Raw genomic sequence first — 26525 nt, 5'->3', positions numbered from 1 at the left:
CCGGCGTCCCCACCCAGGACGTCCTTCGGACGGTCGGTACCTACCGCACGTCGATCATCGGCAGGCGCGATCTCGCGGCCAGTGCCGCCGTTGAGTACCACACCCTGATCAGGCCGATCAGGCTGCTGGGATCCGAGACCTCGCACGTCACCGTCGTTTCGTCGACCCGCACCGCACCCGGCACGTCCGCCGCGGACTCGGCCGCCGTCGGGATCTGGAAGCCTGCGGTCAGCACGAGCCGTTCGGGGATCTCCACCGGCCGGAGCGCGCCGGCGTTCTTCACCGCCTCGGCCGCCTCGGCGCGGACCAGGGCCTGTGCCCGGCGGGGGTGGAGGCTGTCGGCGGCGGTGTAGCCCTCGGCGCGCTTGACCGTGGCGGTGACCACGCCGGGGAACCGGCGTTGTGCCAGCGCGCAGATCTGGTCGTCGCCGGTCACCAGGCCTACGGGGACGCCGTGTTCGGCGGCGAGCAGTGCGTTGATCTCGGCCTCCGACACGATACGGTCGCCCAGTTTCAGCCAGGCGAAGAACGACGAGAAACTGTGGGCGAGTACGCCGGGGCAGCCGCCCGCCGCGTGGTAACCGACGAACAGCGCCACCCCGTGGTCGCCGCCGATGCCGTGCGCCATGCACTGCGCCTTCGGGCTGCCGGTGATCAGGCGGGCCCGCTCGTCGAGCCCTTCCTGCAGGAAGTTGTCCATGGTGCCGTGGCTGTCGTTCACCGCGACCGAGTCCGCGCCGGCGTCGAACGCCCCCTCGATCGCCGCGTTCGCCTCGGCGGTCATCAACTGCTGGGCTCGCGGGTATCCGTGGCCGCCGCGCGCGATCTGGTCAACGGTGGCGATCCCCGAAATGCCTTCCATGTCGACCGAGATGTAGACGTCCATGGGTCTCCTCTCCTGTGGCCTCCGGCATCATCCGACCCCGGCGATCGGGCGTCATCGGACGTACGCACAGGTCCCGGGCGCCTTTTTCGTCTCCCACGACGATCCGGCGCCGCCGGGCCGGCGCCTACTGTGCCCTCACTGCTCTCCACGGAGGTGGTCATGGTCAATACCGAAGATCTGCGGGCACGCCTTGCCGAACTGGCCGAGAGGCATCGCATCCCCGGCGCGACCGTCGCCGTCCAGCGTGGCGACGAGATCGTCGAGGCGGCCTACGGCGTGCTCGACAAGGAGACCGGCTACCCGGCGACCACCGACTCGATCTTCCAGACCGGGTCCATCACCAAGGTCTGGACGGCGACGCTGATCATGCAGCTTGTCGACGAGGGCCTGGCCGACCTGGACGCGCCGGTTGCGCGCTATCTGCCGGACTTCCGGGTCACGGACGAGGCCGTGAGCGCGTCCGTGACCCTGCGCCAACTCCTGTGTCACACCGGTGGTTTCGAGGGCGACATCTTCGACGATCACGGGCCGGGCGACGATGCGGTCGAGCGGTTCGTGGCCGGCCTGGCGGGTCCTTCGCGGCAGCTGTTCACGTGCGGTGAGCTGTGGTCGTACTGCAACAGCGGCTATGTGGTCCTCGGCCGGATCGTCGAGGTGCTCACCGGTCTGACCTGGGAGGCGGCGCTCCGCGAGCGTATCGCCGTCCCGCTCGGCATGACGGAGCTCGCGACCTCGCCGGGTGAGGCGATCCGGTACCGGGTGGCGATGGGTCATGTGCCCGGCCCGGACGGCGAGTTGGTCAAGGCGCCGCTGTGGAACATGCCGCGTTCCAACGCGCCCGCCGGTTCGACGCTGACGCTCAGCGTCCGGGACCAGCTCCGCTTCGCGCAGATGCACATCAGCGGCGGTGTGGCCCCCGACGGCATGCGGGTGCTCTCCGAGGCGAGCATCCGGGCGATGCGGGAGCCGCAGGCGGCCGTGCCGGGCGTCGGGCCGCTCGCGGATCACTGGGGGCTCGGCTGGGAGCTGTTCGACTGGAAGGGCGGCCCGGTCATCGGGCACGACGGCGGCACCATCGGCCAGTCCGCGCTCCTGCGCATCGTGCCGGATCAGGACGTGGCCGTCGCGATCCTCACCAACGGGGGCGGGTTCTTCGGCCTGCACGTCCTGGTCACCGAGCTGCTGGGCGACCTGGCCGGGGTGAGTGTGCCGCCGCTGCCGGTCCCGCCCGACGAACCGCCGACGGTCGACCTGCGCTTCTTCACCGGCCGGTACGAGTCGGTGACCTGCGAGGCCGAGGTCGTGCAGGTCGGCGAGGCCCTGTCCGTGGTGGTACGGCCCCTCGGCCCGGCCGCCGCCCTGCCCGGCGAGGACGCCCCGTCCAGCACGGTCATGGTGCCGCTGGACGCCCGCACGCTGGTCGCCCTCAGAGAGACGGACGGCCGGTACCAGACGTACACCTTCCTCGGCGACGGCGACAGGGCTCAATTCCTGCACCTGGGCCGCGCCGTCCCACGCGCCTGACCGACGCGCTGAACCACGCGCCCGACCAACGCGCCCGCTCCAACACCCCCACGCCTGAAGTGCCTGAATCCCCCGTCCCCTCGCGCAGGCCGGCAGAGGAGCAGATGAGATGAGAACCACCACGACCACCGGTGCGGCAGCCGCGGCGATCGCGGCGATCGGACTGGCCACCACCGGGTGCAGCGGCGGCGTGACCGGAGGCGGCGGCAGCGGAACCGTCACCATCGCGATCGCCTCGGACCCCGGGACCCTGAACCCGCTGGGCACAGTGGCCTCTTCCGCACTGTCCATGAACAGATTCGCCTACGACACCCTCGTGCACCGGGGCCCCAAAGGCTCCACGGTCCCGGGCATCGCACAGCGCTGGTCGGCCACCCCCACTTCGGCCACTTTCACCTTACGCAAGGGCGTGACCTGCCAGGACGGTTCGGCGCTGACCGCGTCGGACGTGGCGGCCGTGTACAACTACGTCGCCGACCCGAAGAACCAGTCGCCGCTCCTCGGGGTCGCCGTACCGCCGACGGCCACCGCCAAGGCCGACGACGCGAGGCGCACGGTCACGGTACGCACCAAGCAGCCCGCCCCCTTCTTCGTGGAGATGGCCCAACTGCTCCCCCTCACCTGCAAGAAGGGGCTGTCCGACCCGAAGGCGCTGGCCCGCGCCTCCGACGCGACCGGCGCGTACCGGCTGAAGGAGGCGGTGGCCGGCGACCACTTCACGTACGTCAAACGCAAGGGCTACACCTGGGGCCCGGACGGCGCCACCGGCGACGAGATGCCCGACACGGTGGTCTTCAAGGTGGTGGCCAACGAGTCCACGGCCACGAACCTGCTGCTCGCGGGCGAGGTCAACGCGGCCCAGATCAACGGGACCGACCGGGACCGTCTCGAGGCGGCCAAGGTCATGTCGCGGAGCACCCGGCTCCTCTTCGGCGAGCTGATCTTCAACGAGGGTTCCGGACACCCGACCGCCGATCCTGCGGTGCGCAAAGCCCTGGTGGGTGCGCTGGACCTGAAACAGATCGGTTCCGTCGCGACCGGCGGAACGGGCAAGCCCGCCACCAACCTCGGCGAGATCGCCCCCACTCCCTGTACCGGCGACACCGTCACCGGGAACCTGCCCGCGCACGACACCGCCCGGGCGGCCGAGGCCCTCACCTCCGCGGGGTGGAAGAAGACCGGCAAGACCTGGACCAAGGACGGGAAACCGCTCAGCATCACCGCGCCGTACCCCTCCACCCAGGGGCCGCGGGTGAGCTCCGCGATGGAACTGGCCGCCCAGCAGTGGACCGAGTTCGGGGTGATGGTGACCACCAGAACGATGGACCAGGCGACGGTGGTCTCCACGCTGAGCGCGGACACCTGGGACGTGGCCTGGTCGCCGATCGGTGTGTCCCTGCCCGATCAGCTCACCAGGTTCTTCGACGGTCCCGTGCCGCCGCGCGGCACCAACTTCGGCCGCGTCGACAACCCCGAGTACCAGCGCCTCACCGCCGAGGCGGCCACCAAGCCGGGCAAGGCGGGATGCGACCTGTGGGACGCGGCGGACGCCGCGCTCATCAAGCGCGTCGACGTCGTCCCGATCGTGACCAACCCGCAGACCGTCTACGGCAAGGGCGTCACCTTCAGGTCCGACGGCGGGATCGTGCCGTCGAGTCTGCGAAGGACGTCGGGCTGATGGCGGCCCTGGCACTGCCTGCCCGGCTCGGCGTACGGGGGCCGTGGGCGGGGTTCGTCGTACGGCGGGTCGTGCGGCTGTTCGTGTCGCTGGGCGTGCTGGTCACCGCGTCGTTCGCGATGATCCACCTGGTTCCCGGGGACCCGGTACGGGCGGCGCTCGGCCCGACCGCCGATCCGGCGCTGGTCGACGCCCGGCGCCACGCGCTCGGGCTCGACCAGTCCCTGCCGGAGCAGTACGGGGCCTTCGTCAGCGGCCTGTTGCAGGGCCGTCTCGGCCAGTCGATCACCGCCGACCTGCCGGTGTCGCAGATCATCTCCGGCCGCCTCCCCGCGACCCTGGAGATCGCCGTACCGGCATTCGTCCTGATCATGCTCATCGCGATCCCGGTCGGGATGACGGCGGCCGTGCTGACCAGGGACGGGAAGCGGCGGCGCGGCGAGCTCGTGTTCACGGCGGTCACCGGGACGCTCGGTGCGGTGCCCGAATTCCTGCTGGCCGTGGGGCTGGTCGCGCTGTTCGGTGTGGCGTTCCCGGTTCTGCCGGTGGCGTCGCGCGGCGGGCCTTCGTCGTACGTCCTGCCGGTCCTCGCCCTCGCGATCATCCCGGCGGTGGTGCTGGCCCGGATCGTACGAGTGGAGACGCTCCGGGTGCTCGGCGAGGACTACATGCGTACGGCCCGGGCCAAGCGGCTTCCCGCGCGGCTGCGTTACCTGCGGCACGCGCTGCCGAATCTGCTGACGTCCTCACTGACGCTGGGCGGGCTGCTGTTCACCTCGCTGATCGCGGGGACCGTCCTGATCGAGAACGTATTCGCCTGGCCGGGACTCGGCACCACCATCGTCCAGGCGATCACGCAGAAGGACTACCCGCTGGTGCAGGGCGTGGTGCTGGTCTACGGGACGGCGGCGCTCGTCATCACCTTCGCCGTCGACGTGGCCGTCGCCGTCGCCGATCCCCGTTCCACGATCCGCGGGAGCTGATATGTCGTTCGCGGGCCGGCTCCGCCGTACCCTCAGGACCCCACTCGGCATCGCGGCGCTGGCCGCCCTCACTGTGCTCGTCCTGGTGGCCGTCCTCGGCCCGCCGCTGTTCGGCTCCGCCGCGAGCCGCGTGAACACCGACGCGATCAACCAGGGCAGCAGCGCCGAACACCTCTTCGGCACCGACAACCTGGGCCGGGACATCGCCGCCCGTGTGGTGGTCGCGACCCGGCTGACGCTCCAACTCACCTTGCTGGCCACGGCGATCGGCGTCGTGGGCGGACTGCTGCTCGGCCTGGCCCCGGCGGTGCTCGGCAGGCGCGCGGGCCGTCTCATCACGGCGGCCGTGGGCGTTCTTGTGGCGTTCCCGGGGCTGCTCTTCGTCCTCTTCCTCGCGACGATCTTCGGGGTGGGGACCACCGGCGCGGTGCTGTCGGTCGGCCTCGCGATGGTCCCGCCGTCGGCCCGGCTGGTGCAGAACCTGACGGCAGCGGTGGCGGGTTCGGACTACGTCGCGGCCGCGAGGATCCTGGGCGTCGGCCGTTTCCGTCTGGTGCTGCGCCATGTGCTCCCGAACATCGCCGAACCGGCGGTCCTGTTCACCGCGCAGGCGGCGGCCGGGATCGTGGTGGCCTTCTCGGGCCTGTCGTTCCTCGGACTCGGCGTGCAGTCGCCCGGTTACGACTGGGGACGCCTGCTCAACGAGGAGCTCGACCGTATCTACGTCAACCCGGTCGCCGCACTGGCCCCCGGCGTGGCCGTCGTACTGACCGGGATGGCGTTCAGCCTGGCCGGCGAGGTCGTCGCCAAGGCCAGCGGGCACAGCGCACCGCGCGCCTCCGCCCATGAAGTCCCGGCCCCGGAGCCGGTGGCGCCGCGCGATGTCCTGGTCCAGGCCGACGACCTGCGGGTGTCGTTCCCGGACGGTCAGGCGGCGGTACGCGGGATCTCCCTGGCCATCGCCGAGGGCGAAGCCGTGGGCCTGGTGGGCGAGTCCGGATCGGGCAAGAGCCTCACGGCCCTGGCGCTGGCGGGCCTGGTCCCCCACCCCGGCCGCGTCTCGACCGGAACGCTCCGCTTCGACGGCCACGACCTTCGCGCGAACCCGCGACTCGGTACGTCCCTGGCCATGGTGTTCCAGGACCCCATGGCCTCCCTCAACCCGGCGCTGCGCGTGGGCCGCCAGCTCGCCGAGGTCGCGGAGGTCCACCTCGGCGCCTCCCGCTCGCGGGCGGCGGCCCGCGCGATCGACCGGCTGACGGCCGTACGGATCCCCTCACCCGCCCGCCGGGCCAGACAGCGGCCGCACGAGTACTCCGGCGGTATGCGGCAGCGCGCCATGATCGGCATGGGGCTGATGGGCGAACCCAGGCTGATCATCGCCGACGAGCCGACCACTGCACTGGACATGCTGGTCCAGAAGCAGGTCCTCGACCTGCTCGCGGAGGTACGCGCCCGGTCCGGGGCCGCGCTGCTGCTGATCTCCCACGACATCGCGGTCGTCGCGCAGGTCTGCGAGCGGGTCCTGGTCATGTACGCGGGACACGTCGTCGAGGAACTGCCCGTCGACGACCTCCTCACCCGGGCCGCGCACCCGTACACCCGCGCACTGGTCGGCGCGGTCCCGACCATGGCCACCGACCGGGAACGCGAGCTGGCGACCATCCCCGGCCGGCCGCCCGAACCGGCCGAACGGCCCGAAGGATGCCCCTTCGCGCCGCGTTGCGACCGGGCCAGAGACAGGTGCCGGAGCGCGGCTCCCGGCCTCGCCGAGCACGGGCCGCACAAGCGGGTCGCCTGCTGGTACCCCGTGACGGCTCCGGCCGGACTGGAGGTGGCGAGGTGAGCTCGCTCCAGATGCACCGGATCACCGTGCGGTACGGGCGCTTCACCGCAGTGCGGGACGTGGACCTCGATGTCCTCGACGGTACGGTGACCGGCCTGGTCGGCGGCTCGGGGTCCGGCAAGTCGACGCTCGGCAAGGCAGCCGTGGGGCTCGCACCTGTCGCGTCCGGCCAGATCCTCGTGGACGGCAGGCCCATCGGCAGGCGTCCCGGCCGCGGCCCCGTCCAGCTGGTCTTCCAGGATCCGTACGCGTCACTCGATCCCCGTATGAGCATCGGCGCCGCCGTCGGGGAAGCCCTCCCGCGCACCGGCCGGGCGGCCAGAACCCGGGAGGTGGCACGGTTCCTGGAGCTGGTCGGCATCGACCCCGGCCGCGCCCTCCTCACTCCGGCGGCGCTCTCGGGCGGTCAGCGGCAGCGGGTGGCGCTGGCCCGTGCGCTGGCCGCGCGGCCCGACGTACTCATCGCCGACGAGATCACCTCGGCGCTCGACGTGTCCGTACAGGGCGCCATCCTCAATCTGCTGCGCGGGCTCCAGCGCGAGCTGGGCTTCGCGCTGCTCTTCATCTCCCACAACCTGGCGGTCGTCCGCTATCTCGCCGACCGGGTGGCCGTGATGGACTCCGGCCGCGTCGTGGAGAGCGGACCCACCTACGACGTGCTGGAGCGGCCCCACCACGAGCTGACCAAGACCCTGCTGTCCTGCGTGCCGACCCTGGAGGAGGCCCCGTGACCAGGCCACTGAACATCGACGATCTGTACCGGTTCGCGATACCCGCGAACCCGGTCCTGTCGCCCGACGGCGACCGGGTCGTCTACACCCTGACCACCCAGGACGCCGAACAGGACCGCCCCGCCTGCTCGCTGTGGGAAGTCCGCACGGACGGCGGCCCCGCACGCCGCCTCACCCGCGGGCCCGCCGATGCCGCGCCGCGCTGGTCGCCGGACGGCACGACGGTGGCGTTCCTGCGCGAGGGCCGGATCCATCTGCTGCCCGCCGCGGGCGGCGAGGCCGAGCCGCTGGCCACCGGGGAGCAGGAGCACGGTGGCGGTGTGCCCGTCTGGAGCCCGGACGGGACCCGGATCGCCTTCGCCGCACCGGCGTGCCGGCCCGACCCGGCCGCGCCCGTCGTCATCGACCGGCTCGGCTACAAGGCCGACGGCGACGGGGCGTTCGGCCCGGTCCGTACGCACCTGTTCGTGGCGGACGTGGCGACGGGCGAGACCCGGCAGCTGACCGACGGGGACTTCCACGCGGGCCCGCCCGCCTGGTCGCCCGACGGCTCCCGGCTCGCCTTCTCGGCGTCGATCGGCGGCGACACCGACGTGACGGGGGCTTCGGCCGCCTATGTGATCGACGTGGACGCGGAAGGCGCGATGCCTCGGCTCACCGGGCCCGCCACGGGCCTGACAGGACCCGTCGACTGGTTCGCCGACGGGACCGCACTTCTGGTCGTCGGGCGGACGACCGTATCGGCCGGTCATCTGGCCCTGCTGCGACAGCCGCTGGACGGTGGGGCGCCCGTCGCGCTGACGGGGGCTCTGGACCGTAACGTGATGCCGGGCGGGCCCGGTTACCCGGGCGCACTGCCGCAGTTCCGGGGCGGCGACATCGTCTTCTGCGCCCGGGACCGCGGCGTAACCCGTCTCTACCAGCTGTCCGCAGACAAAATCACCGAATTCCCGCTGGCCGAAGGGACCGGGGTCGGCGGCTGTTCGGTCGCCGCGAAGGCCGGACGAGCCGCGCTGCTGGTGTCCGACCGGTCGAGTTTCGGCGAGATCGCACTCCTCGACCTCGACACCGGCAGCACCACCCGCGTCACCGAGCACACGGCGGAGGCCCTCCCCGGCGTGACGCTCCATCCCGCCACCGAGCGGGAGTTCACCATCTCCGACGGCACCAGGGTGCACGGTTTCGTCGTACGGGACCCCAAGGCGGCACCGCACGGCCCCCTGCTGGTCGACGTGCACGGCGGACCGCACAACGCCTGGTCTCCGCACGCCGACCCCGTGCACCTCTACCACCAGGAACTCGCGTCACGCGGCTGGACGATCCTCGCGCTGAACATCCGGGGCAGCGACGGCTACGGCGAGGCGTTCTACACCGCCGCGATCGGGGCCTGGGGCGACGCCGACGAGAAGGACGTACTCGAACCGGTCGCCGAGCTGGTCGCCGAGGGGCTCGCCGACCCCGGGCGGATCGCACTGACCGGCTACAGCTACGGCGGCTACCTGGCCTGCTGGCTGTCGGCCCGCAGCGATGCCTTCGCCGCCGTCGTACCGGGCGGAGTCGTCACGGATCTGATCAGCATGGCCGGCACCTCCGACACCGGTCACGACCTGTTCACCACCGAGATCGGCGACCGCGACCGGCAGGTCGCGCTGTCCCCGCTCAGCCACGTGGACGCGGTGCGCGCGCCGACGCTGATCCTGCACGGCGAAGCCGACGACACTTGTCCCGTCGGCCAGGCCGAGCAGTGGTTCCACGCGCTGCGGGTCCGGGACGTACCCGTCCGCCTGGTGCGCTATCCGGGCGCGTCGCATCTGTTCATCCTCAGCGGCAGGCCTTCTCACCGCGCCGACTACTCCCGCCGCCTCGCCGGCTGGGTCACCGGTCACACCGCCCTCCGTACGGCAGGAGCTGATCATGACTGAACAGACCACGGGCCACTGGCCGGCCCGGCTCGCCGAGCTGGCAGCCCGTCACGGAGTGCCCGGCGCGAGCCTCGGCATCCTCTCCCGCGGGCAGCTGACCGAGGCTGCCACCGGGCTGGCCAATGCGGGCGCCGGGATCGAGGCGACCACCGAGACCCTGTGGCAGATCGGCTCGATCTCCAAGGTGTGGACCACCACGGTCGCCATGATCCTCGTGGACGAGGGCGTACTCGACCTGGACGAGCCCATCGTCTCGGTGCTCCCCGAACTGCGCCTGGCCGACGAGGCGCTCACCAAAGGCGTGACGCTGCGTCACCTCCTCACCCATACCAGCGGTATCGACGGAGACTTCTTCGCCGACACGGGCCGGGGCGACGACTGCCTGGAGAAGTACGCCGCCCTGCTGCCCGGCGTCGCCGCCAACCACCCGCTCGGCGCGACCATGTCGTACTGCAACGCCGGATTCTCGCTGCTCGGCCGGGTCCAGGAGCGGGTCACCGGCGTCCAGTGGGACGAGCTGATGCGTGAGCGCCTCTACCGCCCGCTCGGCCTCACCCACACGGTGACCCTGCCGGAGGACGCCCTGCGCTTCCGGGCCGCCGCCGGGCATGTCGGTGAGCCGCTCGAAGTGGCGCCGCGCTGGATGCTGATGCGGTCGGCCGGACCCGCCGGGCTGATCTGCTCGACGCCCAGGGACGTGCTGGCCTTCGCGGCCCTGCACCTGAGCGGCGGGCTCGCCGCCGACGGCAGGCGGCTGCTGGCGCCCGGGAGCACCGAGGCGATGCGCAGTCCCCAGGTGAAGCTGCCCGACCCGTACCTGTTCGGCGACGCGTGGGGGCTCGGCTGGATCCTGTGCGAGTGGGACGGGCGGCGGCTGTACGGGCACGACGGCGACACCATCGGGCAGTCCGCGTTCCTGCGCGTGCTCCCCGACGCGGAGCTCGCGGTGTGCCTGCTCACCAACGGCGGCGACACGATGGGCCTTTACGAGGACCTCTTCCGGGAGATCTTCGCCGAGCTGGCAGGCGTCACGATGCCCACGCCGATCGCGCCCGCGAAGGAACCTGTGCCGGTGGACCCGGCGGACTACCTCGGCGTGTACGAACGGACCTCGGCCCGCATGGAGGTCCTGGAGCGGGACGGCAAGCTCGTCCTGAACAACCGGATCACGGCCGAGCTGGCCGACCTCGTCGACCATGTCGAGCCGGAGGAGGAGCACGAGCTGCACCCGGTGGAGCCCGGCCTGTTCGTCGTACGGCGGGACGGCCTGAAGGAGTGGTTCCCTGTGGTCTTCTACGCCCTCGCCGACGGCTCCCGCTATCTGCACCACGGCGGCCGAGCGACCCCGAAGGTGAGCTGACATGCGCGGCATCGGCGCGGCGCTGGAGGCCCGGCTGCCGGACATCCTCGCCGACATCGAGGAACTGGTCACCACCGAGTCACCGACGGCCGACCCGGCGGCCGTCGCCAAGTGCGCCGAGGTGGTCGCGGCCCTGGGAGCCCGGCTGACCGGCTCGGCGCCCGAGCGCCTCACCGCCGGAGGACGACCGCATCTGCGGTGGCGGTTCGGCTCCGGCGACCGGGTGCTGCTGCTCGGCCACTTCGACACGGTGTGGCCCGTGGGATCGCTCGCCACCCATCCGTATGCCGTCACCGGCGGGCGGCTCACCGGGCCCGGCTGCTTCGACATGAAGTCCGGTCTCGTTCAGCTCTTCCACGCCCTGTCGGTGCTCGACGACCTCGACGGGGTGACCGTTCTGGCGACCAGCGACGAGGAGACGGGCTCGGCGACGTCGCGCGAACTCATCGAGGCCGCGGCACGCCGCACCGGCGCCGTCCTCGTCCTTGAGGCCAGTGCGGAAGGTGCCCTGAAGACCGCGCGCAAGGGCGTTTCGACGTACGACCTGCGGATCACAGGCCGGGCGGCGCACGCCGGTCTCGAACCGCACCTCGGGGTGAATGCGAGTGTCGAACTCGCCCACCAGGTCCTCGCGATCGCCGCGCTCGCCGATCCGGGCGCCGGTACGTCGGTGACCCCGACCGTGCTGACGTCGGGCACCACGCGCAACACGGTCCCCGCCTCGGCGGAGGTGCTCGTGGACGTCCGGGCATGGACCACCGCCGAACAGGCTCGCGTGGACGCGGCGTTCCGCGGCCTGCCGCCGGTGCTCGCGGGCGCCACGCTCAGCCTGTCCGGCGGGCCGGCCCGGGCGCCTCTGCAGCACGAGTCGTCGGCGGCGCTGTTCGTACGAGCCCGCAAGCTGTACGACGCGCTGGGGTACGGGGACCTCCAGGGCGTATCGGTGGGCGGCGGCTCCGACGGGAACCTCACGGCCGGCGCGGGAGCACCCACCCTGGACGGGCTCGGCGCGGTCGGCGGAGGAGCACACGCCGACGACGAGCACGTGGTCGTGGCCGAACTCCCGCGCCGCGCAGCCCTGGTGACCGCCCTGGTCCACGAACTGGCCGGGGAGCGCAAGTGACTGACCCGAACCCGCAGAGCGTGGTGCGAGACGCGGTGACGGCGGCGGACCGGGCCGCCTCGGTCGCCGGAGTGCGTATCCGCGAGCTGCACGAGCTGACGGAGATGCGCGAGGCGTGCCTGCTCCTCGACCGGGTGTGGCGGCCCGAGCCGGACAACCCGCTGATGACGCCGGAACTTCTGCGCGTGGTGGCGCACTCGGGCAGCTACGCCGTCGGCGCCTACGAGGACGGCCGGATGGTCGGGGCATGCCTCGGCTTCCTCGCGACGGCGGGGCTGCACTCGCACATCGCCGCCGTGGAGGGCGTGACGCGGGGCCGGAATGTGGGCTTCGCGATCAAGCTGCACCAGCGGGCGTGGTCGCTGGAGCGGGGCATCACGACGGTGACATGGACGTACGACCCGCTGGTCGGCCGCAATGCCTACTTCAACCTGGCGAAGCTGGGCGCCACTCCCGCCGAGTACCTGTCGAACTTCTACGGCGCGATGCGGGACGAGGTGAACGCGGGCACCGAGACCGACCGCCTGCTCGTCCACTGGGAGCTGGCCGGTAAGCGCACCGCACGCGCCTGCGCCGGGCAGCCGGCCGCCGTGGACCTCGCCGGGCTCGGCGCGGAGCCGGTGGTCGGCCTCGACGCCAAGCCCGACGGGCGGCCGGTGGCGGGCCGGGGGGACGGCGAAGTCGTCCTGGTCCGGGTGCCGTCGGACATCGAGGCGCTGCGCCGCGCCGACCCGGAGGCCGCACGGGACTGGAGATCCGCGGTTCGGGAGGTGCTCGGCGGGCTAATGTCCGAAGGGCGGGCCGTTACCGGCTTCATCCGGGACGGCTGGTACGTGATCGAACGACCTCAGGAAGCTCAGGAAGGGCGGTCATGCTGCATTTCCCCGGGGGACAACCCCCGGACCCCCGGCCGGACAAGCAGGTCAGCCGGGCGACCCGCACCGCCCACGGGAGGTGAATTCCGGTGAAACCTGTCGGTGTGGAACTGCGCCGAATCGCAATGCCGTTGGTGTCGCCGTTCCGTACGTCGTTCGGGACGCAGACGACCAGGGACATCCTGCTGGTCAGGATCGAGACCGCCGACGGCGAAGGCTACGGCGAGTGCGTGACCATGACCGACCCGGTGTACTCGCCGGAGTACACCGACGGGGCCATCGACGTACTGCGCCGCTTCCTGGTCCCCGCGCTGCTGGGGCCGCCCGAGCTCGACCCGCGGGCGGTGGCGCCGGCGCTCGCCGCGTTCAAGGGCCACCGGATGGCCAAGGCTGCCCTGGAGACGGCGGTGCTCGACGCCTGGTTACGGGCGAGCGCACTGTCGTTCGGGGAGTGGCTCGGGGCGACGGCCGACCGGGTGCCCGCCGGAGTCTCGGTGGGGATCATGGACTCGGTGCCGGAACTGCTCGACGCGGTCGAGGGCTATCTCGCCGACGGTTACCTGCGGATCAAGCTCAAGATCGAGCCGGGCTGGGACGTGGAACCGGTCCGTGCCGTCCGCGAACGCTTCGGCGACGACGTACTCCTCCAGGTGGACGCCAACACCGCCTACACCGTGGCCGACGCACAACACCTGGCCCGCCTCGACGAGTTCGGGCTGCTCCTCATCGAACAGCCGCTGGACGAGGAGGACATCAGGGGCCACGCACAGCTCGCGCGACTCGTGCGCACCCCGATCTGCCTCGACGAGTCGATCGTCTCGGCGCGGGCCGCCGCCGACGCCATCGCGCTCGGCGCCTGCTCCATCGTGAACATCAAGCCGGGCCGGGTAGGAGGCTATCTGGAGGCCCGGCGCATCCACGACGTGTGCGCGGCGCACGGGGTCCCCGTCTGGTGCGGCGGAATGCTGGAGTCCGGGCTCGGCCGGGCCGCCAATGTCGCGCTGGCCGCACTGCCCGGATTCACTCTGCCCGGCGACACCTCGGCCTCTGGGAGGTACTACATGACCGACATCACCGAGCCCTTCGTCCTCCAGGACGGGCATCTACTGGTCCCGCAGGGCCCGGGGATCGGGGTCTCGCCCGTCCCCGAACGGCTCGCCGAAGTCACCGTGTCCACGGAGTGGATAGGCCGGTGAGCGAAGTCGACGAGGCGGGCGGTGCGACGCCCGCCGACGACCGCTTGACCGGCACTGCCGCCGCCGCCCGGATCCCGGTCGACATTCCCGGTTCATGACGGCGCCGCCGAGGTCCGTACTTGGCCGCATCCTCACCGACCTCGGGTCGACGCTGGTCGAGGTCGTGGCGGGCGAGCCGGACCCGACGCGGCCCGTCGGCAGCGTACTCATCCACGACCCCCAGGACGAACCGACCCGGCTGCCCGACGCGGTGGTCCTGGGCGTCGGGGTCTACGGCGCCGACCAGGTGGCCGCACTGGTCGAGCGGGCGGCGGGTCTCGGGGCGGCGGCCGTGATCGTACGGTCCCCCGTCGCGGTGGACGGCGCGGTGAAGGACGCCGTCACCCGTACCGGCATCCCGGTCCTCGGCCTGACGCCGGGCGCGTCGTGGGCCCCGGTCGCCACGCTGCTGCGGTCACTGCTCGCCGTGGACGGTACGGGCGAGGCGGACGACCCGGGCGAGCCGCTCGCCGGAGATCTGTTCGCCCTGGCCAACGCGGTCGCCGCGCTGCTCGACGGCCCGGTGACCGTGGAGGACCGCAACGGCCGGGTGCTGGCCTTCTCCAGCAGGCAGGAGGAGGGCGACGAGGCCAGGATCGCCACGATCCTGGAGCGCCAGGTGCCCGGCGAGAAGCTCCGCATCCTGGAAGAACGCGGCGCCTTCCACGCGCTCTACCGGAGCGACCGGCCGGTCTATGTGGAGGGTGTCGCGGAGAAGCCCCGGGTGGCGATCGCCGTGCGGGCCGGCGGGGAAATCCTCGGCTCCATCTGGGTCGTGGTCCGCGAGCCGCTCACCGAGGACCGGGAGCGGTCCCTCGCCGAGGCGGCGAAGGTGGCCGCGTTGCATCTGCTGCGCCGAAGGGCGGGGGAAGACGTCGAGCACCGGCTCCAGGCCGACCTGCTCGCGACGGTTCTGGAGGGCGGTGCGGGGGCGCCGGACGCGGCGGTACGGCTGGGGCTCTCGGACCAGCCCGCCTGCGTTCTGGCGCTGGCGGTGACCGGCGGTTCGTCCGCCCCCGACCGCGTGGCGGTCGGCCACCGCGTCTCCAAAGCGCTGGCTCTGCACCTCGCCGCCATCCACCCGCGAACCGCCACGGCCTCGCTCGGCGGCGTCGCGTACGCGATCCTGCCGACCGCCTCCGACGAGCCCGCGCTACGGGTGGCGGAAACGTTTCTCGGCCGGATCGGCACCCGCGTCCCCGCGGTCATCGGCATCGGCAGGCTGGCGATGCGGCCGGCCGAACTGCGCAGGTCGCGCTCGGACGCGGACCGGGCACTGCGGGTGCTGCGCGACGGACGCTCCCCGGTCAGGGCCGCCCGGCTCTCGGACGTGTACGTCGCGTCCCTCCTGGTCGAGCTCGGCGACCGGATGGCGGCGGAGGACGACCTGCCCGACGGTCCCGTCGTACGCCTGCGCGCCTACGACGCCGAACACAACACGGCGCTCACGGAGACGCTGGCGGCGTGGCTGAGCACGTTCGGGGACGTCATCGCGGCGTCTGCCGCGGTGCACGTCCACCCGAACACGTTCCGGTACCGCCTGAAGCGCCTGGCGGAGGTGGCGAGCCTCGACCTCACGGACCCGGAGGCACGATTCGAAGCGATGCTGCAATTGCGGCTGGGGCCGGGGGCGCGGTAGGCGGGGGCGGGCCTTTCCTCGCCCCGCCCTTCCCGCTGTGACAGTTTGCGGCTGCCGCCGCGCGGGGGCTCCGCCCAAGACCCTGCTCCTCAAACTCCCCCAAGGGCTACGTCCAGGGGACCCCCAGGGGCTGAGACTTTCCGGCCGGGCCGGAAAATCCAGTCCATCCGGCGATTGAGGACACTCCCCAGACTTCGTCCGGGGGGACCCCCCAAAGGCGTCCCGGGGCCTGGGGGCTTGCCCCCAGTTCGGGAACGGGCGGGAAGGGGAACAGCCCCGCAGGGCACCACCCGCACTTCGGAGGTTCTAGGACAGCCACTGACCTCCTTCCGGTCTAGCGTCGAACGCCCGGCCCCGGACATCAGGAGCGCAGCGGATGAGCCTCGTCACGACATACCAGCCCGACGGCACCCCCACCTGGATCGACCTCGACGTCCCGGACATCGCACGCGCGAGGGAGTTCTACAGAACGCTGTTCGGCTGGGAGTTCAGCCGGACACCGACGGAAGCGGGCGGCTACACCACATGCCTCCTGCGCGGCCTGCCCGTCGCAGGTCTGCGCCCCGCGCCGGCTTCCGAAGCCCCTCCCCTCTGGCGCATGTACTTCGCCACGCAGGACTGCGACGACACCGCCAAACGCGTCGTCGACGCGGGCGGCACCCTGCTGCCGAGCCCGCCTGGCGTCGCGGCCCTGGCCCGTACGGCGCTGGCCAAGGACTCCGTCGGAGCCGAGTTCGGGCTCTGGCAGGGTGACACCCATCCCGGCTGCCAGATCGTGAACGAGCCCGCCTCGCTCGTACGCAATGACCTCGCCACCCCGGCTCCCGGACCCGCCCGTGACTTCTACACGGCCGTGTTCGGCTTCACCCTCGACGGCAACGACGACCTCCCCGGTTTCGACTTCACCTTCCTGCGCCGCCCGGACGGCCACGAGATCGGCGGCATCTTCGGTGACCCCGGTGCCTCGTCCTCCGCCTGGCAGACCACCTTCGAGGTCGCGGACACCGACGCCCTGGTGGAGGGTGCCGTCGCGGCGGGAGGAACGGCCGGTGCCACCTCCGACTCGCCGTACGGCCGCACGGCGGAGATCACCGACCCCTTCGGCACTCGCTTCAGCGTGATCGCGAGGCCCGTGACCACGGGGTGAGCAGGTCGGGGGCTCGGTTAGCCTGAGGGCACAATGAACCATTTGACGACGTCACTGGGCGAGTTCGCCCTCGCCCGTTTCCCCGAGGACCCCCGCGACAGGCTTCGCGCCTGGGACGCAGCCGACGAATATCTGCTGCGGCATCTCGAGGGAACGGGCGACGGTCCGGCGACCGACCTGTCCGGCACCGTCGTCGTGGTGGGCGACCGGTGGGGCGCGCTGGCCACCGCGCTCGCCGGGTCCCGCCCCGTGCAGATCACCGACTCGTACCTCGCCCAGCGGGCCACCCGGGCGAACCTGGAGCGCAACGGCATCGACGCGGCGGTGGTGCGGCTGCTTTCGACGCGGGAGACGCCACCGGACCGGATCGACGTACTGCTGATCCGCGTACCGAAGAGCCTCGCGCTGCTGGAGGACCAGCTGCACCGTCTGGCGCCGCACATCCACGCGGACACCGTCGTCGTCGGTACGGGCATGGTCAAGGAGATCCACACCTCCACGCTGAGGCTGTTCGAGCGGATCCTCGGCACGACGAGGACGTCGCTGGCGGCGAAGAAGGCGCGTCTCATCTTCTGTACGCCGGACCCCGGGCTCCCCCGGGGCGGCAACCCGTGGCCGCACAGCTATGCGCTGCCCGCCGACGTCGGAGTGGTGTCCGGACGGACCGTCACGAACCACGCGGGCGTCTTCTGCGCCGAGCGTCTCGACATCGGTACGAGGTTCTTCCTGCGACACCTCCCGCAGCGCCGGGGCTCCGAGCGGGTCGTGGATCTGGGCTGCGGCAACGGGGTGGTCGGTACGGCGGCGGCGCTGGCCAACCCGGAGGCGGAGACGCTGTTCGTCGACGAGTCGTTCCAGGCGGTGGCGTCGGCGGAGGCCACGTTCCGGGCGAACGCCGAGGCGGACGCCAAGGCGGAATTCCTCGTCGGGGACGGCCTGTCGGGCGTACCGGCGGGGTCGGTGGATCTCGTACTCAACAATCCTCCGTTCCACAGCCACCAGGCGACGACCGACGCGACATCCCGGCGGATGTTCACCGGCGCGCGGGCGGCGCTGCGCCCCGGCGGCGAGCTGTGGGTCGTGGGCAACCGGCACCTGGGCTACCACGTGACGCTGCGCAGGATCTTCGGCAACAGCGAGCTGGTGGCGAGCGACCCGAAGTTCGTAGTGCTGCGAGCAGTCAAGCGCTGACGTCGGATCCCACCGCTCAGATCCCTGCTTCGAGGCAGAGACTCCACCGCCCAGGCTGCCCGCTGAGCCGCACGGTCGAAAGGGGCCGGACGTCCACGTTCCAGTACGCGGACGGCGGCGCCTTCAGGGAGTACACCAGCGCGGCCCGTACGACGGCGGGCTCGGCGACCGCGACGACGGCGCTCCCGTCGTCGGCGGGCCGGGTGTCCAGCCAGCGGCCTATGCGCGAGATGAAGGCCAGCAGGGACTCGCCGCCGTGCGGGGTGGAGCGGGGGTCGGAGAGCCAGAGGTCGACGGCGTCCGGCTCGTACGCCGCGACTTCGCCGAGCGTCCGGCCGCGCCAGCGGCCCATGTCGCAGTCGCGCAGCGCGGGCTGGACGAGGGGCCAGAGGCCGAGGGCCTCGCCGGTGGCGCGGCTACGGGCGCTGGGCGAGCAGTAGCGCAGGTCGGCCGCGGCGAGCGGCACGAGGGTGTGCGCGACGAGCTGCACCTCCTCCCAGCCGGTCCGGTCGAGCGGCCGGTCGTCCTCGAACCGCTCAGCAAGCCGCGCGGAGCTGCGGGCGGCGGCGACGAGGGTGACCCGAATGTTCATGGCGGCGATCGTGGATCGGAAAGCGCGGCGGGTCAAGGCTTTGCCGGTCCGCGGCGCTTTTCCCCTACCCGCCCGTACCCGCTGTGACATTCGGGAAGGGGCGGGAGGGGAACCGCGCCGCAGGCAACCCGCACGGCACCGCGCACCGAACCGCCCGCACCTCACACCCTCAACCGCCCCGCACCCCCCTACCTCCCCAGCAACCCTTCCCCCGCGCTGCGCAGCCTCCGCACCCCTTCCCCGATCTCCGCCACCCCCGCCACCCCCGCAAAGCTCAGCCGGACATACCCCGCCGTCGGCTCCGCGCTGAAGTACGGGCGACCCGGGGCGATCGCCACCCCCGCCCGGAGCGCGGCCGAGACCAGCGCACCCTCGTCGGCCCCGTCCGGCAGCCGCAGCCACAGGTGGTAGCCGCCCGTCGGCACATGCGGCAGAGCAAGCTCCGGCAGGTTCAGCCGCAGCGCCGCAGTCATCGCCTCGCGTCGCGCCCTCAACTCCGCCGCCACGCTCCGCAGATGGCGCGGCCACGCCGGCGAACCGACCAGTTCGACGGCCGCCTCCTGCAACGGCCGCGGCACGAAGAAGCTCTCGACCACCTGAATCGCACGCAGCCGTTCCAGCACAGGCCCCCGCGCGGCCAGCGCAGACACCCGGAAGCTGGGCGAAGTGGCCTTGGTGAGCGAGCAGACGTGGACCACCACACCGTCGTGATCATCAGTGGCGAGCGGCCTCGGCAGCGGCCCCGCATCGTCGTGCACCAAGCGCCGTACGAAGTCGTCCTCGACGACGAACGCCCCGGCCTCCCTGGCGATCCGCAGCACCTCCGGCCGGCGCTCGGCGGAGAGCACCGCGCCGGTCGGGTTCTGGAAGAGCGGCTGGCAGACGAAGACCCGGGCGCCGGTGGCCTTGAAGGCCGCCGCGAGGAGGTCCGTACGTACACCGTCCGAGTCCACCGGCACCGGCACCGGCCGCAGCCCCGCCGCCCGCGCGATCGCCAGCATGCCGGGGTACGTCGGCGACTCGACCAGCACCGGTGCGCCGGGCGGGGCGAGCGCGCGCAGCGTCGTGGTCAACGCACTCTGGCCGCCCGCAGCGATCAGCACCTCGGCGGCCGTCACGGCGCCGCCGATCCCCCGGGCGAACCATTCCCGCAGCTCGGGGACGCCGTCGACGGGCGGCCGCCCCCACGCGCCGGGCCGCCGCCCCGCGCGGGCGAGCGCGGCGGCCATGGCCCGCTCGGGCTGGAGGGAGGCGTGGAGGTAGCCGCTGTTGAACTCGATGACGCCGGGCGGCTGTGCGGCCAGCGTGACGAGGACGCCCGAGGCGTCGACCGAGCGAGGTACGAGTTCGATGGCTCCGTCGGCGCTGAGCGACACCTCCTGCCAGGACGTGTCACCGGGCGCGGCATCGGCGGCGTCCGTACGCGGCTGCGCCCGGAAGGCACCGGCGCCGGGCCGGGTGACGACCAGGCCCTCGGCGGCGAGCTGGGCGAGTGCACGGGAGACCGTCACCGGGCTCACCCGGTAGCGCTCGACAAGTACCCGGCTCGACGGCAGCTTTCCACCAGGCGAGTAGCGGTTGAGCTCTTGCCTGAGGGATTTCGCCAGTTCGGCCACACTGCTACGCTCATACATGACAGCACAGAATAGCGCTACCAACGGAATCGCAGTAGCGGTCAGCGGCAGCCAGGCCACCGGCACCCGCAGCAAAAGCCCGGCGACCAGCACCCACAGCGACAGCCCGACCCCCGGCGCCCGAAGCAGCAGCCGCACCGGCACCCTCCTCGCCGCGCTGGGCGTCACCGCCTTCTCGCTCACGTTCCCCTCCACCGCCTGGGGCCTCGAAGGCTTCGGCCCCTGGTCGCTCGTCGCCGTACGCAGCGTCCTCGCCGCCGTCATAGCCGGCGCAGCCCTGATCGCCCTGCGCGTCCCGCTGCCCGCCCGCCGCCACTGGGCCGGTCTCGCAGTGGTCGGCGGCGGGGTTGTGCTCGGCTTCCCGATGCTGACGACGCTCGCCCTCCAGACCTCGACGACCTCGCACGCCGCCGTGGTGGTCGGCCTGTTGCCCCTGACGACCGCCGCCCTCTCGGCGCTGCGCACCGGAGCCAGGCCGTCCCGCGCCTTCTGGCTGGCGGCCCTGGCCGGCGCCGCCGTGGTGATCGCGTTCACGGTGCAGCAGAGCGGCGGTGCACTGTCCGCCGGCGACCTGTATCTCTTCGGCGCGCTGCTGGTGTGCGCGGCGGGCTACACCGAGGGCGGCAGGCTGGCGCGGCAGATGCCCGGCTGGCAGGTCATCGGCTGGGCGCTGGTTCTCTGCCTGCCGCTCGCCGTACCCGCGGCGGCCGTTGCGCTCACCTGCGAACCGGTGCACCTCACGGCGCACAGCATCGCGGGGCTCCTGTGGGTCGCCGCGGGCTCGCAGTTCCTCGGCCTGGTGGTCTGGTACCGCGGCATGGCCGAGATCGGCGTGTCCAAGGCGAGCCAGCTCCAGCTCGCCCAGCCGCTGCTGACCCTGGTCTGGTCGGTCGCCCTGCTCGGCGAGCACCTCTCCCCCGCCGCCCCGCTCGCCGCCGTCGGCGTGCTGGTCTGCATCGCGGTCACCCAGCGGGCACGGGCCTGAACGCGCGCGGACCTGAACGGCTGAACAGGACAGGCCCAACTCCCGCCCACGGCCTTAGACTGGCCGTACCTACCGGAAGCCTCAAGAAGGGCACTCCCGATGCAAGCGAGCGTGGGCGACCAGCTGCTGGTGCATGGCAGGACCGTGGGTCACGAGGACAAGGTCGCGAAGATCGTCGAGGTGATGGGCCCCGAGGGCAACCCGCCGTTCCGTGTCCGCTTCGACGACGGACACGAGGCGGTGGTGTCGCCGGGGCCGGACGCTGTCGTACAGCACAAGGGCCCGACAAAGTAAGCACCGAGCACGAGCACCCAGCACCTTTGGCAATAAGAGTCAGCGGGGCGGTTTGACCCTGTCCGGGTAGTGGTCCGCCACTACCCGGTCCATTGCCCCGATGCGGTCCGCCGTGACCTCCTTCGCCGAGAAGAAAACATGGCCGCGCACCTCGGCGTGGTTCTTGGCGAGCGTCAGATGGCGCGAGAGTTCCGCCGGATCCTGCCAGGCGGCGGGCTGGGCCGGGTCGCCGGCCTTGTAGAGGGCCTCGCCGATGTACAGGTCGACGCCCGTGCCGCGTGCGACGTCCGACCACCAGGGCAGCAGCTTGGCGTAGTCGGCGGCTTCGAGGCCGATGTTCCAGTACAGCTGCGGGACGATGTAGTCGAGCCAGCCCTCCTTGACCCATTTCCTGGTGTCGGCGTACAGATCGTCGTACGTCTGCGCACCGGCCCGGGTCGGCGAGCCCAGCGGGTCGGTCGAGGCATTGCGCCACACCCCGAAGGGGCTGATCCCGAAGCGCACATCCTTCTTGACCTGCTTGATCCGGGTGGCCATCTCGCTGACCAGACGGTCGGTGTTGTCGCGCCGCCAGGCGGCCCGGTCCGGGAATCCGGATCCGTAGCGGGCGTACGCCTCGTCGTCGGCGAAGGTCTGTCCCGCCACCGGATACGGGTAGAAGTAGTCGTCCCAGTGCACGGCGTCGATGTCGTAGCGGCTCACCGCGTCGAGCATCGCGTCCTGGACGAAGCGCCTGACCTCGGGCAGCCCCGGGTTGTAGTAGAGCTTCCCGCCGTACGGCAGCACCCAGTCCGGGTGCACGCGCGCGGGATGGTCGGCCACCAGCTTCGAGGGGTCCGTGTGCGTCGCCACCCGGTACGGGTTGAACCAGGCGTGCAGCTCAAGGCCGCGCTCGTGCGCCTCCCGCACCGCCGTCCCGAGCGGATCCCAGCCGGGGTCCTTGCCCTGGACGCCGGTGAGGTACTGGGACCACGGCTCGTACGGCGAGGGCCACAGGGCGTCGGCCGTCGGCCGCACCTGGAAGACCACCACGTTCAGCCTGCGCCGTACCGCTGCGTCCAAGTGGGCCAGGAGCTCGGTCTGCTGCTGGTCGGCGGTGAGGCCCGGCCTGGACGGCCAGTCCCGGTTGACGACGCTCGCCAGCCACATGCCGCGGAACTCGCGCTTCGGGTCGCGGCGCCGCCGGGCGGCCGCCGCTGCGTCTCCCGAAACCGCGAGCACGGACAGCGCCCCGGCCGCGCCCATCAATAGCCCTCTTCGCCCGATATGCACCATGCTTCGTCCCTCGGTCGATGTGTACGTCCCGTCGTACCCGCAGAGCATTCCCGCCCCGGCCCCTCACGCACACGTAGGTCCGGAGTAACGTCGGGGGCCGAGGCGGGCACCGTAACCACACGGTATGCCTGCCGAACTGTTGATCAGCGAAAGGCACGATGTGACGGACTCCATGGCGGATGTGCAACGCGTCGGAGTAGTGGGCTGCGGCCAGATGGGCGCAGGCATTGCCGAGGTGTGTGCCCGCAGCGGCCTCGAGGTGAAGGTTGCCGAGACCACGGGCGAGGCCCTGGAGATCGGCCGCACCCGGCTCTACAACTCCCTCTCGAAGGCCGCCGAACGCGGCAAGATCACCGAGGAGGAGCGCGACGCCACGCTCGCCCGCCTCAGCTTCACGACCGACCTCGGGGAGTTCGCCGACCGCGACCTCGTCATCGAGGCCGTCGTCGAGAACGAGGCGATCAAGACCGAGATCTTCCAGGTCCTCGACCAGGTGGTGACCCGGCCGGACGCGATCCTCGCCTCCAACACCTCCTCGATCCCCCTGGTGAAGCTGGCCGTCGCCACCTCCCGCCCGGACCAGGTCATCGGCATCCACTTCTTCAACCCGGCCCCGGTGCAGAAGCTCGTCGAGCTGATCCCGGCGCTGACCACCTCCGAGGAGACGGTCAAGCGCGCCGAGGCCGTCGTGCAGAACGTGCTCGACAAGCACGCGATCCGCGCGCAGGACCGCTCGGGCTTCGTGGTGAACGCGCTCCTCATCCCGTATCTGCTCTCGGCGATCCGGATGTTCGAGTCGGGCATCGCGAGCCGCGAGGACATCGACAACGGCATGGAGCTGGGCTGCGCCCACCCCATGGGCCCGCTCAAGCTCGCGGACCTCATCGGCCTCGACACGGTCGCCTCGGTCGCCGACTCGATGTATGCCGAGTTCAAGGAGCCGCTGTACGCCGCGCCCCCGCTGCTGCAGCGCATGGTGGACGCGGGCAGGCTCGGACGTAAGACGGGCTCCGGGTTCTACCCGTACTCCTGATTCGCACGGAGTGTGCGGGGCGTACACGCATATGCCCCGCACACACGCTCCCGCCATGGGCACAGGGCTAGTTGACTCTGCGTCACATGCACAAGGACGCTGGACGACCTTGTTGAAAAGGAGCGGACCGTGAGTATCGACCCCGATCAGACCGTGGTCGTAGAAGAAGTCGCCGAGTTACGGCGCCACCTGGACGTCGGTCTGGTGAAGATCGACGGCCAGCTGGCGCTGCTGGCCCAGCGGAGCGGTCAGGCCGACAACGACCTGACCGGCCTGGCCGCACGCGTGACGGCGCTGGAGCACACCCGCTGGCCGCTGCCCACCGTGGCGGCGCTGACCGCGGTCGGAGCTCTGACGGTGACTGTCTGGCAGGCACTCGGCCACTAGGGGGACACCCCCTAGCGGGCTGCCCTCTATCCGAGGCGCAGGTGGTGCAGCATCAGCAGTCCGGCCGCCATATTGGCGGCAGGGACTTCCCCGCGGGCCACCATGTCGGGGACCAGCTTGAGCGGGACCCACTCGCGCCGTGAGGACTCGAAGTCGTCCTCGGGATGGCCGGTGTACGTCGCGTCCTCGGCCCAGTAGAGGTGGTGCCGGGCGTCGGTGAGGCCGTTCGACGGCTCGACGGTGAGCAGATGGCGGAGGGGACCGGGCCGCCAGCCGGTCTCCTCCTCCATCTCCCGCGCCGCCGCGTCCCGTATGTCCTCACCGTCCTCGACGACACCCGCCGCGAGTTCCCAGCCCCAGCTGTCGGTGATGAAGCGGTGCCGCCACAGCAGCAGCACCTCGCTCGCTTCGTTGACCACCGTCGCCACGGCCACGGGGCGCAGCCGGATGACGAAGTGGTCGAGGTGCCGGCCGTCGGGGAGCTCGACATCCGCGAGGTTGACCTGGAACCAGCGGTTCTTGTACACACTTTGTTCGCTTAAGTTCGTCCACTGCACTGTTCTGCCACCTTCCGACAAGTCGATGGCAACATCGCAGCAGGAGCACGGTCACAGCGGAACGGTCACAGGGGAACGCGCAGTGCCCCGTCGATCAGTTCGGCCGCCTCTTCGGCACCGGCGCATCCGCTCCCCACCAGGTGCTCGCGCACCGCCCGCAAGCGGTCGCGCAACCGCTGCGACTCCATTCCGCGGGCCCGCTCGGCCATCTCCGTGGCGATCTCCACGGCCCGGTCGGCCTTGCCCTGGCGCAGCTCGATGTGGGTGAGCATGGCGAGCCGGTGGACGCGCCCCCGGTCGTGCGCCGGACTGCCCACCGCCGCGTCCGCGTGCTCCCGCGCGGCCGGCAGGTCACCCAGGCTGAGCAGTGCCTCGGCCACCTGTACGTTCACCAGGCCCGGCTGTACGTACCCGGTCTCGTCCGGCTCGCTCCCCGGCCTGATGCACTCGGCTTCCGCCTCCGCACGCCGGATGCACGACAACGCCCCCTTGCCGTCGCCGAGATGGGCGTACGCCTTGGCCTGCATCGCATGCAGATCGGCGGCCAGCGCCGGGGTGATCTGGCTGCCCGCGGTCCGCAGGGCCGCCTCCGCGAAAGCCACCGCCTGCCGGTATTCGGCCATGAACAGCGACTGGTTGACGAGCAGCGCGATGATGTACGCGCCAAGTCCCCTGTCCCCGCTGGCCTTCGCGAGCCGCAGGGCCTGGTGGAAGTAGCGCTGGGCAAGCCCCTGGGCGTCCGAGTCGTACGCACAGATGCCGGCCACCGCCACCAGGCCGCCCGTGGCGCGGTGCAGATGGCGTCCCATGGCGTTGGAGTAACTGCCGCGCAGCAGTGGGGCGGTCTCGGTGTTGAGGAAGCACACGATCCGCGACCTGGTCGCGACGCCGCCCGCCTTGCGGTACATCAGCTCGTAGTGCGCCCTGGCGGCGCGGAGCATCTGTATGTCGGCGACGCTGACCCGCATCTGGCCCTTGCGCGAGACGTCCGAGTCCTCGGGCGGGTTCTCCCACTCCCATACGGGCATCACGGCAGGCGTGCCGGTAACGGCGGGTGCGCCCAGGACGTGCGGGCGCTGCTGTTCGTCGGAACGCCACAGGGCGGTGGCCCGCTCCACGAATCCGGTCAGCGGCGATCCGTGCTGCATGACCGTTTCGCCTGGCGCCCCGAAGCCGATGTCGTCCAGCGTTATGGGGCGGTGCAGTCGGGCGGCGAGGACCTCGCAGATCAGGTCGGGCACCTGGCCGCGCGGGCGCTGGCCCTTCAACCATCTTGCCACGGCGGTGTGTTCGTACCGCAGCGCGAGTCCTCTCGCGCAGCCCGCCTGGTTCACATGGGCGGCGAGACCGGCGTTGGAGATCCCCGCCTCGTCGAGCAGGGCGTCGAGCAGAGTGTTCGGCTGCATGGCCTCTCCGGTGGCTCGGTGGGCGCCGTACGTCAGGGTAGTGGAGCTGCTTTCACACGGGGTGTGAACCAAGTGCCCGCATTCGTACCCCGCGTGCTCTCCCGCGCCACACGATGCGCGCGCTTAACTGAAGCGCCTCTCACGGGAGGCGGCCGGGCCGCCGGCTCCCCCTCGTACAGTGCGGCGGCCCGATCCCGCACCGTCCGTCCTGTTGGTCTGCCC

23 protein-coding genes are annotated in these 26525 nt (G+C 71.7%); 17 read left to right on the top strand and 6 right to left on the bottom strand.

Features of this window, described 5'->3' with window-relative positions:
• Nucleotides 1-40 precede the first annotated feature (40 nt).
• Nucleotides 41-886 (bottom strand): M55 family metallopeptidase, encoded by an 846-nt coding sequence (locus J7I98_RS09090; protein WP_214920098.1) that lies wholly within the window; start codon nt 884-886, stop codon nt 41-43.
• A gap of 159 nt (nt 887-1045) precedes the next feature.
• On the opposite strand from J7I98_RS09090, the gene J7I98_RS09085 reads away from it, so the two are divergent.
• The 13 genes from J7I98_RS09085 to J7I98_RS09030 all read left to right on the top strand — a co-directional run bounded on the left by J7I98_RS09085 (nt 1046) and on the right by J7I98_RS09030 (nt 18140).
• Nucleotides 1046-2410 (top strand): serine hydrolase, encoded by a 1365-nt coding sequence (locus J7I98_RS09085; protein WP_214920097.1) that lies wholly within the window; start codon nt 1046-1048, stop codon nt 2408-2410.
• Between the two features lie 109 nt (nt 2411-2519).
• Complete coding sequence (locus tag J7I98_RS09080; protein ID WP_214920096.1) at nt 2520-4088, top strand: ABC transporter substrate-binding protein; 1569 nt, start codon at nt 2520-2522, stop codon at nt 4086-4088.
• The gene (locus tag J7I98_RS09075; RefSeq protein WP_214920095.1) at nt 4088-5071 is read left to right on the top strand and encodes an ABC transporter permease; all 984 of its coding nucleotides are present in this window, start codon (nt 4088-4090) and stop codon (nt 5069-5071) included. The genes J7I98_RS09080 and J7I98_RS09075 overlap by 1 nt, the downstream gene beginning before the upstream one ends.
• 1 nt (nt 5072) lies before the next feature.
• Nucleotides 5073-6917 (top strand): dipeptide/oligopeptide/nickel ABC transporter permease/ATP-binding protein, encoded by a 1845-nt coding sequence (locus J7I98_RS09070; RefSeq protein ID WP_214920094.1) that lies wholly within the window; start codon nt 5073-5075, stop codon nt 6915-6917.
• Nucleotides 6914-7648 carry an ATP-binding cassette domain-containing protein gene (locus J7I98_RS09065; RefSeq protein WP_308377712.1) on the top strand — a complete coding sequence of 245 codons (735 nt, stop codon included), beginning with the start codon at nt 6914-6916 and terminating at the stop codon, nt 7646-7648. The genes J7I98_RS09070 and J7I98_RS09065 overlap by 4 nt, the downstream gene beginning before the upstream one ends.
• Nucleotides 7645-9570: a S9 family peptidase gene (locus J7I98_RS42545; RefSeq protein ID WP_308377711.1), complete on the top strand. Its 1926-nt coding sequence runs from the start codon at nt 7645-7647 to the stop codon at nt 9568-9570. The genes J7I98_RS09065 and J7I98_RS42545 overlap by 4 nt, the downstream gene beginning before the upstream one ends.
• A complete protein-coding gene (locus J7I98_RS40890) occupies nt 9563-10930 on the top strand; it encodes a serine hydrolase (RefSeq protein WP_251020355.1) in 1368 nt (455 codons plus the stop codon). Before J7I98_RS42545 ends, J7I98_RS40890 begins: the two co-directional genes overlap by 8 nt.
• Before the next feature lies 1 nt (nt 10931).
• Nucleotides 10932-12053, top strand: a complete 1122-nt coding sequence (locus J7I98_RS09055) for a M20/M25/M40 family metallo-hydrolase (RefSeq protein ID WP_214920093.1) — start codon at nt 10932-10934, stop codon at nt 12051-12053.
• Nucleotides 12050-13021, top strand: a complete 972-nt coding sequence (locus tag J7I98_RS09050) for a GNAT family N-acetyltransferase (protein WP_214920092.1) — start codon at nt 12050-12052, stop codon at nt 13019-13021. Before J7I98_RS09055 ends, J7I98_RS09050 begins: the two co-directional genes overlap by 4 nt.
• Nucleotides 13018-14124 carry an o-succinylbenzoate synthase gene (gene menC, locus J7I98_RS09045; protein WP_214920091.1) on the top strand — a complete coding sequence of 369 codons (1107 nt, stop codon included), beginning with the start codon at nt 13018-13020 and terminating at the stop codon, nt 14122-14124. The genes J7I98_RS09050 and menC overlap by 4 nt, the downstream gene beginning before the upstream one ends.
• Before the next feature lie 94 nt (nt 14125-14218).
• Entirely contained in the window at nt 14219-15802 is a 1584-nt protein-coding gene (locus J7I98_RS09040) for a CdaR family transcriptional regulator (protein ID WP_214920090.1), read from the top strand.
• Between the two features lie 376 nt (nt 15803-16178).
• Nucleotides 16179-16949: a VOC family protein gene (locus J7I98_RS09035; RefSeq protein WP_214920089.1), complete on the top strand. Its 771-nt coding sequence runs from the start codon at nt 16179-16181 to the stop codon at nt 16947-16949.
• A 33-nt stretch (nt 16950-16982) separates the two neighbouring features.
• A complete protein-coding gene (locus J7I98_RS09030; protein WP_214920088.1) occupies nt 16983-18140 on the top strand; it encodes a methyltransferase in 1158 nt (385 codons plus the stop codon).
• A gap of 16 nt (nt 18141-18156) precedes the next feature.
• On the opposite strand, the gene J7I98_RS09025 is transcribed toward J7I98_RS09030, so the two are convergent.
• Both J7I98_RS09025 and J7I98_RS09020 read right to left on the bottom strand, forming a co-directional pair.
• Nucleotides 18157-18732, bottom strand: a complete 576-nt coding sequence (locus tag J7I98_RS09025; RefSeq protein WP_214920087.1) for a histidine phosphatase family protein — start codon at nt 18730-18732, stop codon at nt 18157-18159.
• A gap of 188 nt (nt 18733-18920) precedes the next feature.
• A complete protein-coding gene (locus J7I98_RS09020) occupies nt 18921-20366 on the bottom strand; it encodes a PLP-dependent aminotransferase family protein (protein WP_214920086.1) in 1446 nt (481 codons plus the stop codon).
• On the opposite strand from J7I98_RS09020, the gene J7I98_RS09015 reads away from it, so the two are divergent.
• Nucleotides 20365-21351 carry a DMT family transporter gene (locus tag J7I98_RS09015; RefSeq protein ID WP_214920085.1) on the top strand — a complete coding sequence of 329 codons (987 nt, stop codon included), beginning with the start codon at nt 20365-20367 and terminating at the stop codon, nt 21349-21351. The two genes, J7I98_RS09020 and J7I98_RS09015, sit on opposite strands and share 2 nt — an antisense overlap.
• 99 nt (nt 21352-21450) lie before the next feature.
• Nucleotides 21451-21645 carry a DUF1918 domain-containing protein gene (locus tag J7I98_RS09010; RefSeq protein WP_214920084.1) on the top strand — a complete coding sequence of 65 codons (195 nt, stop codon included), beginning with the start codon at nt 21451-21453 and terminating at the stop codon, nt 21643-21645.
• A gap of 39 nt (nt 21646-21684) precedes the next feature.
• On the opposite strand, the gene J7I98_RS09005 is transcribed toward J7I98_RS09010, so the two are convergent.
• Nucleotides 21685-22920, bottom strand: coding sequence for a glycoside hydrolase family 10 protein (locus J7I98_RS09005; RefSeq protein WP_214920083.1), 1236 nt, complete (start codon nt 22918-22920; stop codon nt 21685-21687).
• A gap of 172 nt (nt 22921-23092) precedes the next feature.
• Between J7I98_RS09005 and J7I98_RS09000 the strand changes: the two genes are divergently transcribed.
• Complete coding sequence (locus J7I98_RS09000) at nt 23093-23953, top strand: 3-hydroxybutyryl-CoA dehydrogenase (protein ID WP_214920140.1); 861 nt, start codon at nt 23093-23095, stop codon at nt 23951-23953.
• 129 nt (nt 23954-24082) lie between these two features.
• Nucleotides 24083-24340, top strand: coding sequence for a hypothetical protein (locus tag J7I98_RS08995; RefSeq protein WP_214920082.1), 258 nt, complete (start codon nt 24083-24085; stop codon nt 24338-24340).
• A gap of 26 nt (nt 24341-24366) precedes the next feature.
• Here J7I98_RS08995 and J7I98_RS08990 read toward each other — a convergent pair whose 3' ends face one another.
• Both J7I98_RS08990 and J7I98_RS08985 read right to left on the bottom strand, forming a co-directional pair.
• On the bottom strand, nt 24367-24897 hold the full coding sequence (locus tag J7I98_RS08990; RefSeq protein WP_214920081.1) for an NUDIX hydrolase: 531 nt from the start codon (nt 24895-24897) through the stop codon (nt 24367-24369).
• A 65-nt stretch (nt 24898-24962) separates the two neighbouring features.
• The gene (locus tag J7I98_RS08985) at nt 24963-26303 is read right to left on the bottom strand and encodes a lipopolysaccharide assembly protein LapB (protein WP_214920080.1); all 1341 of its coding nucleotides are present in this window, start codon (nt 26301-26303) and stop codon (nt 24963-24965) included.
• Nucleotides 26304-26525 lie beyond the last annotated feature (222 nt).

The sequence above is a fragment of the Streptomyces sp. ISL-98 genome (assembly GCF_018614055.1).
GTDB lineage: Bacteria > Actinomycetota > Actinomycetes > Streptomycetales > Streptomycetaceae > Streptomyces > Streptomyces spiramyceticus.
Note: the sequence above shows the minus strand (reverse complement) of the source record. Positions and strands in the feature narration are given on the sequence as shown.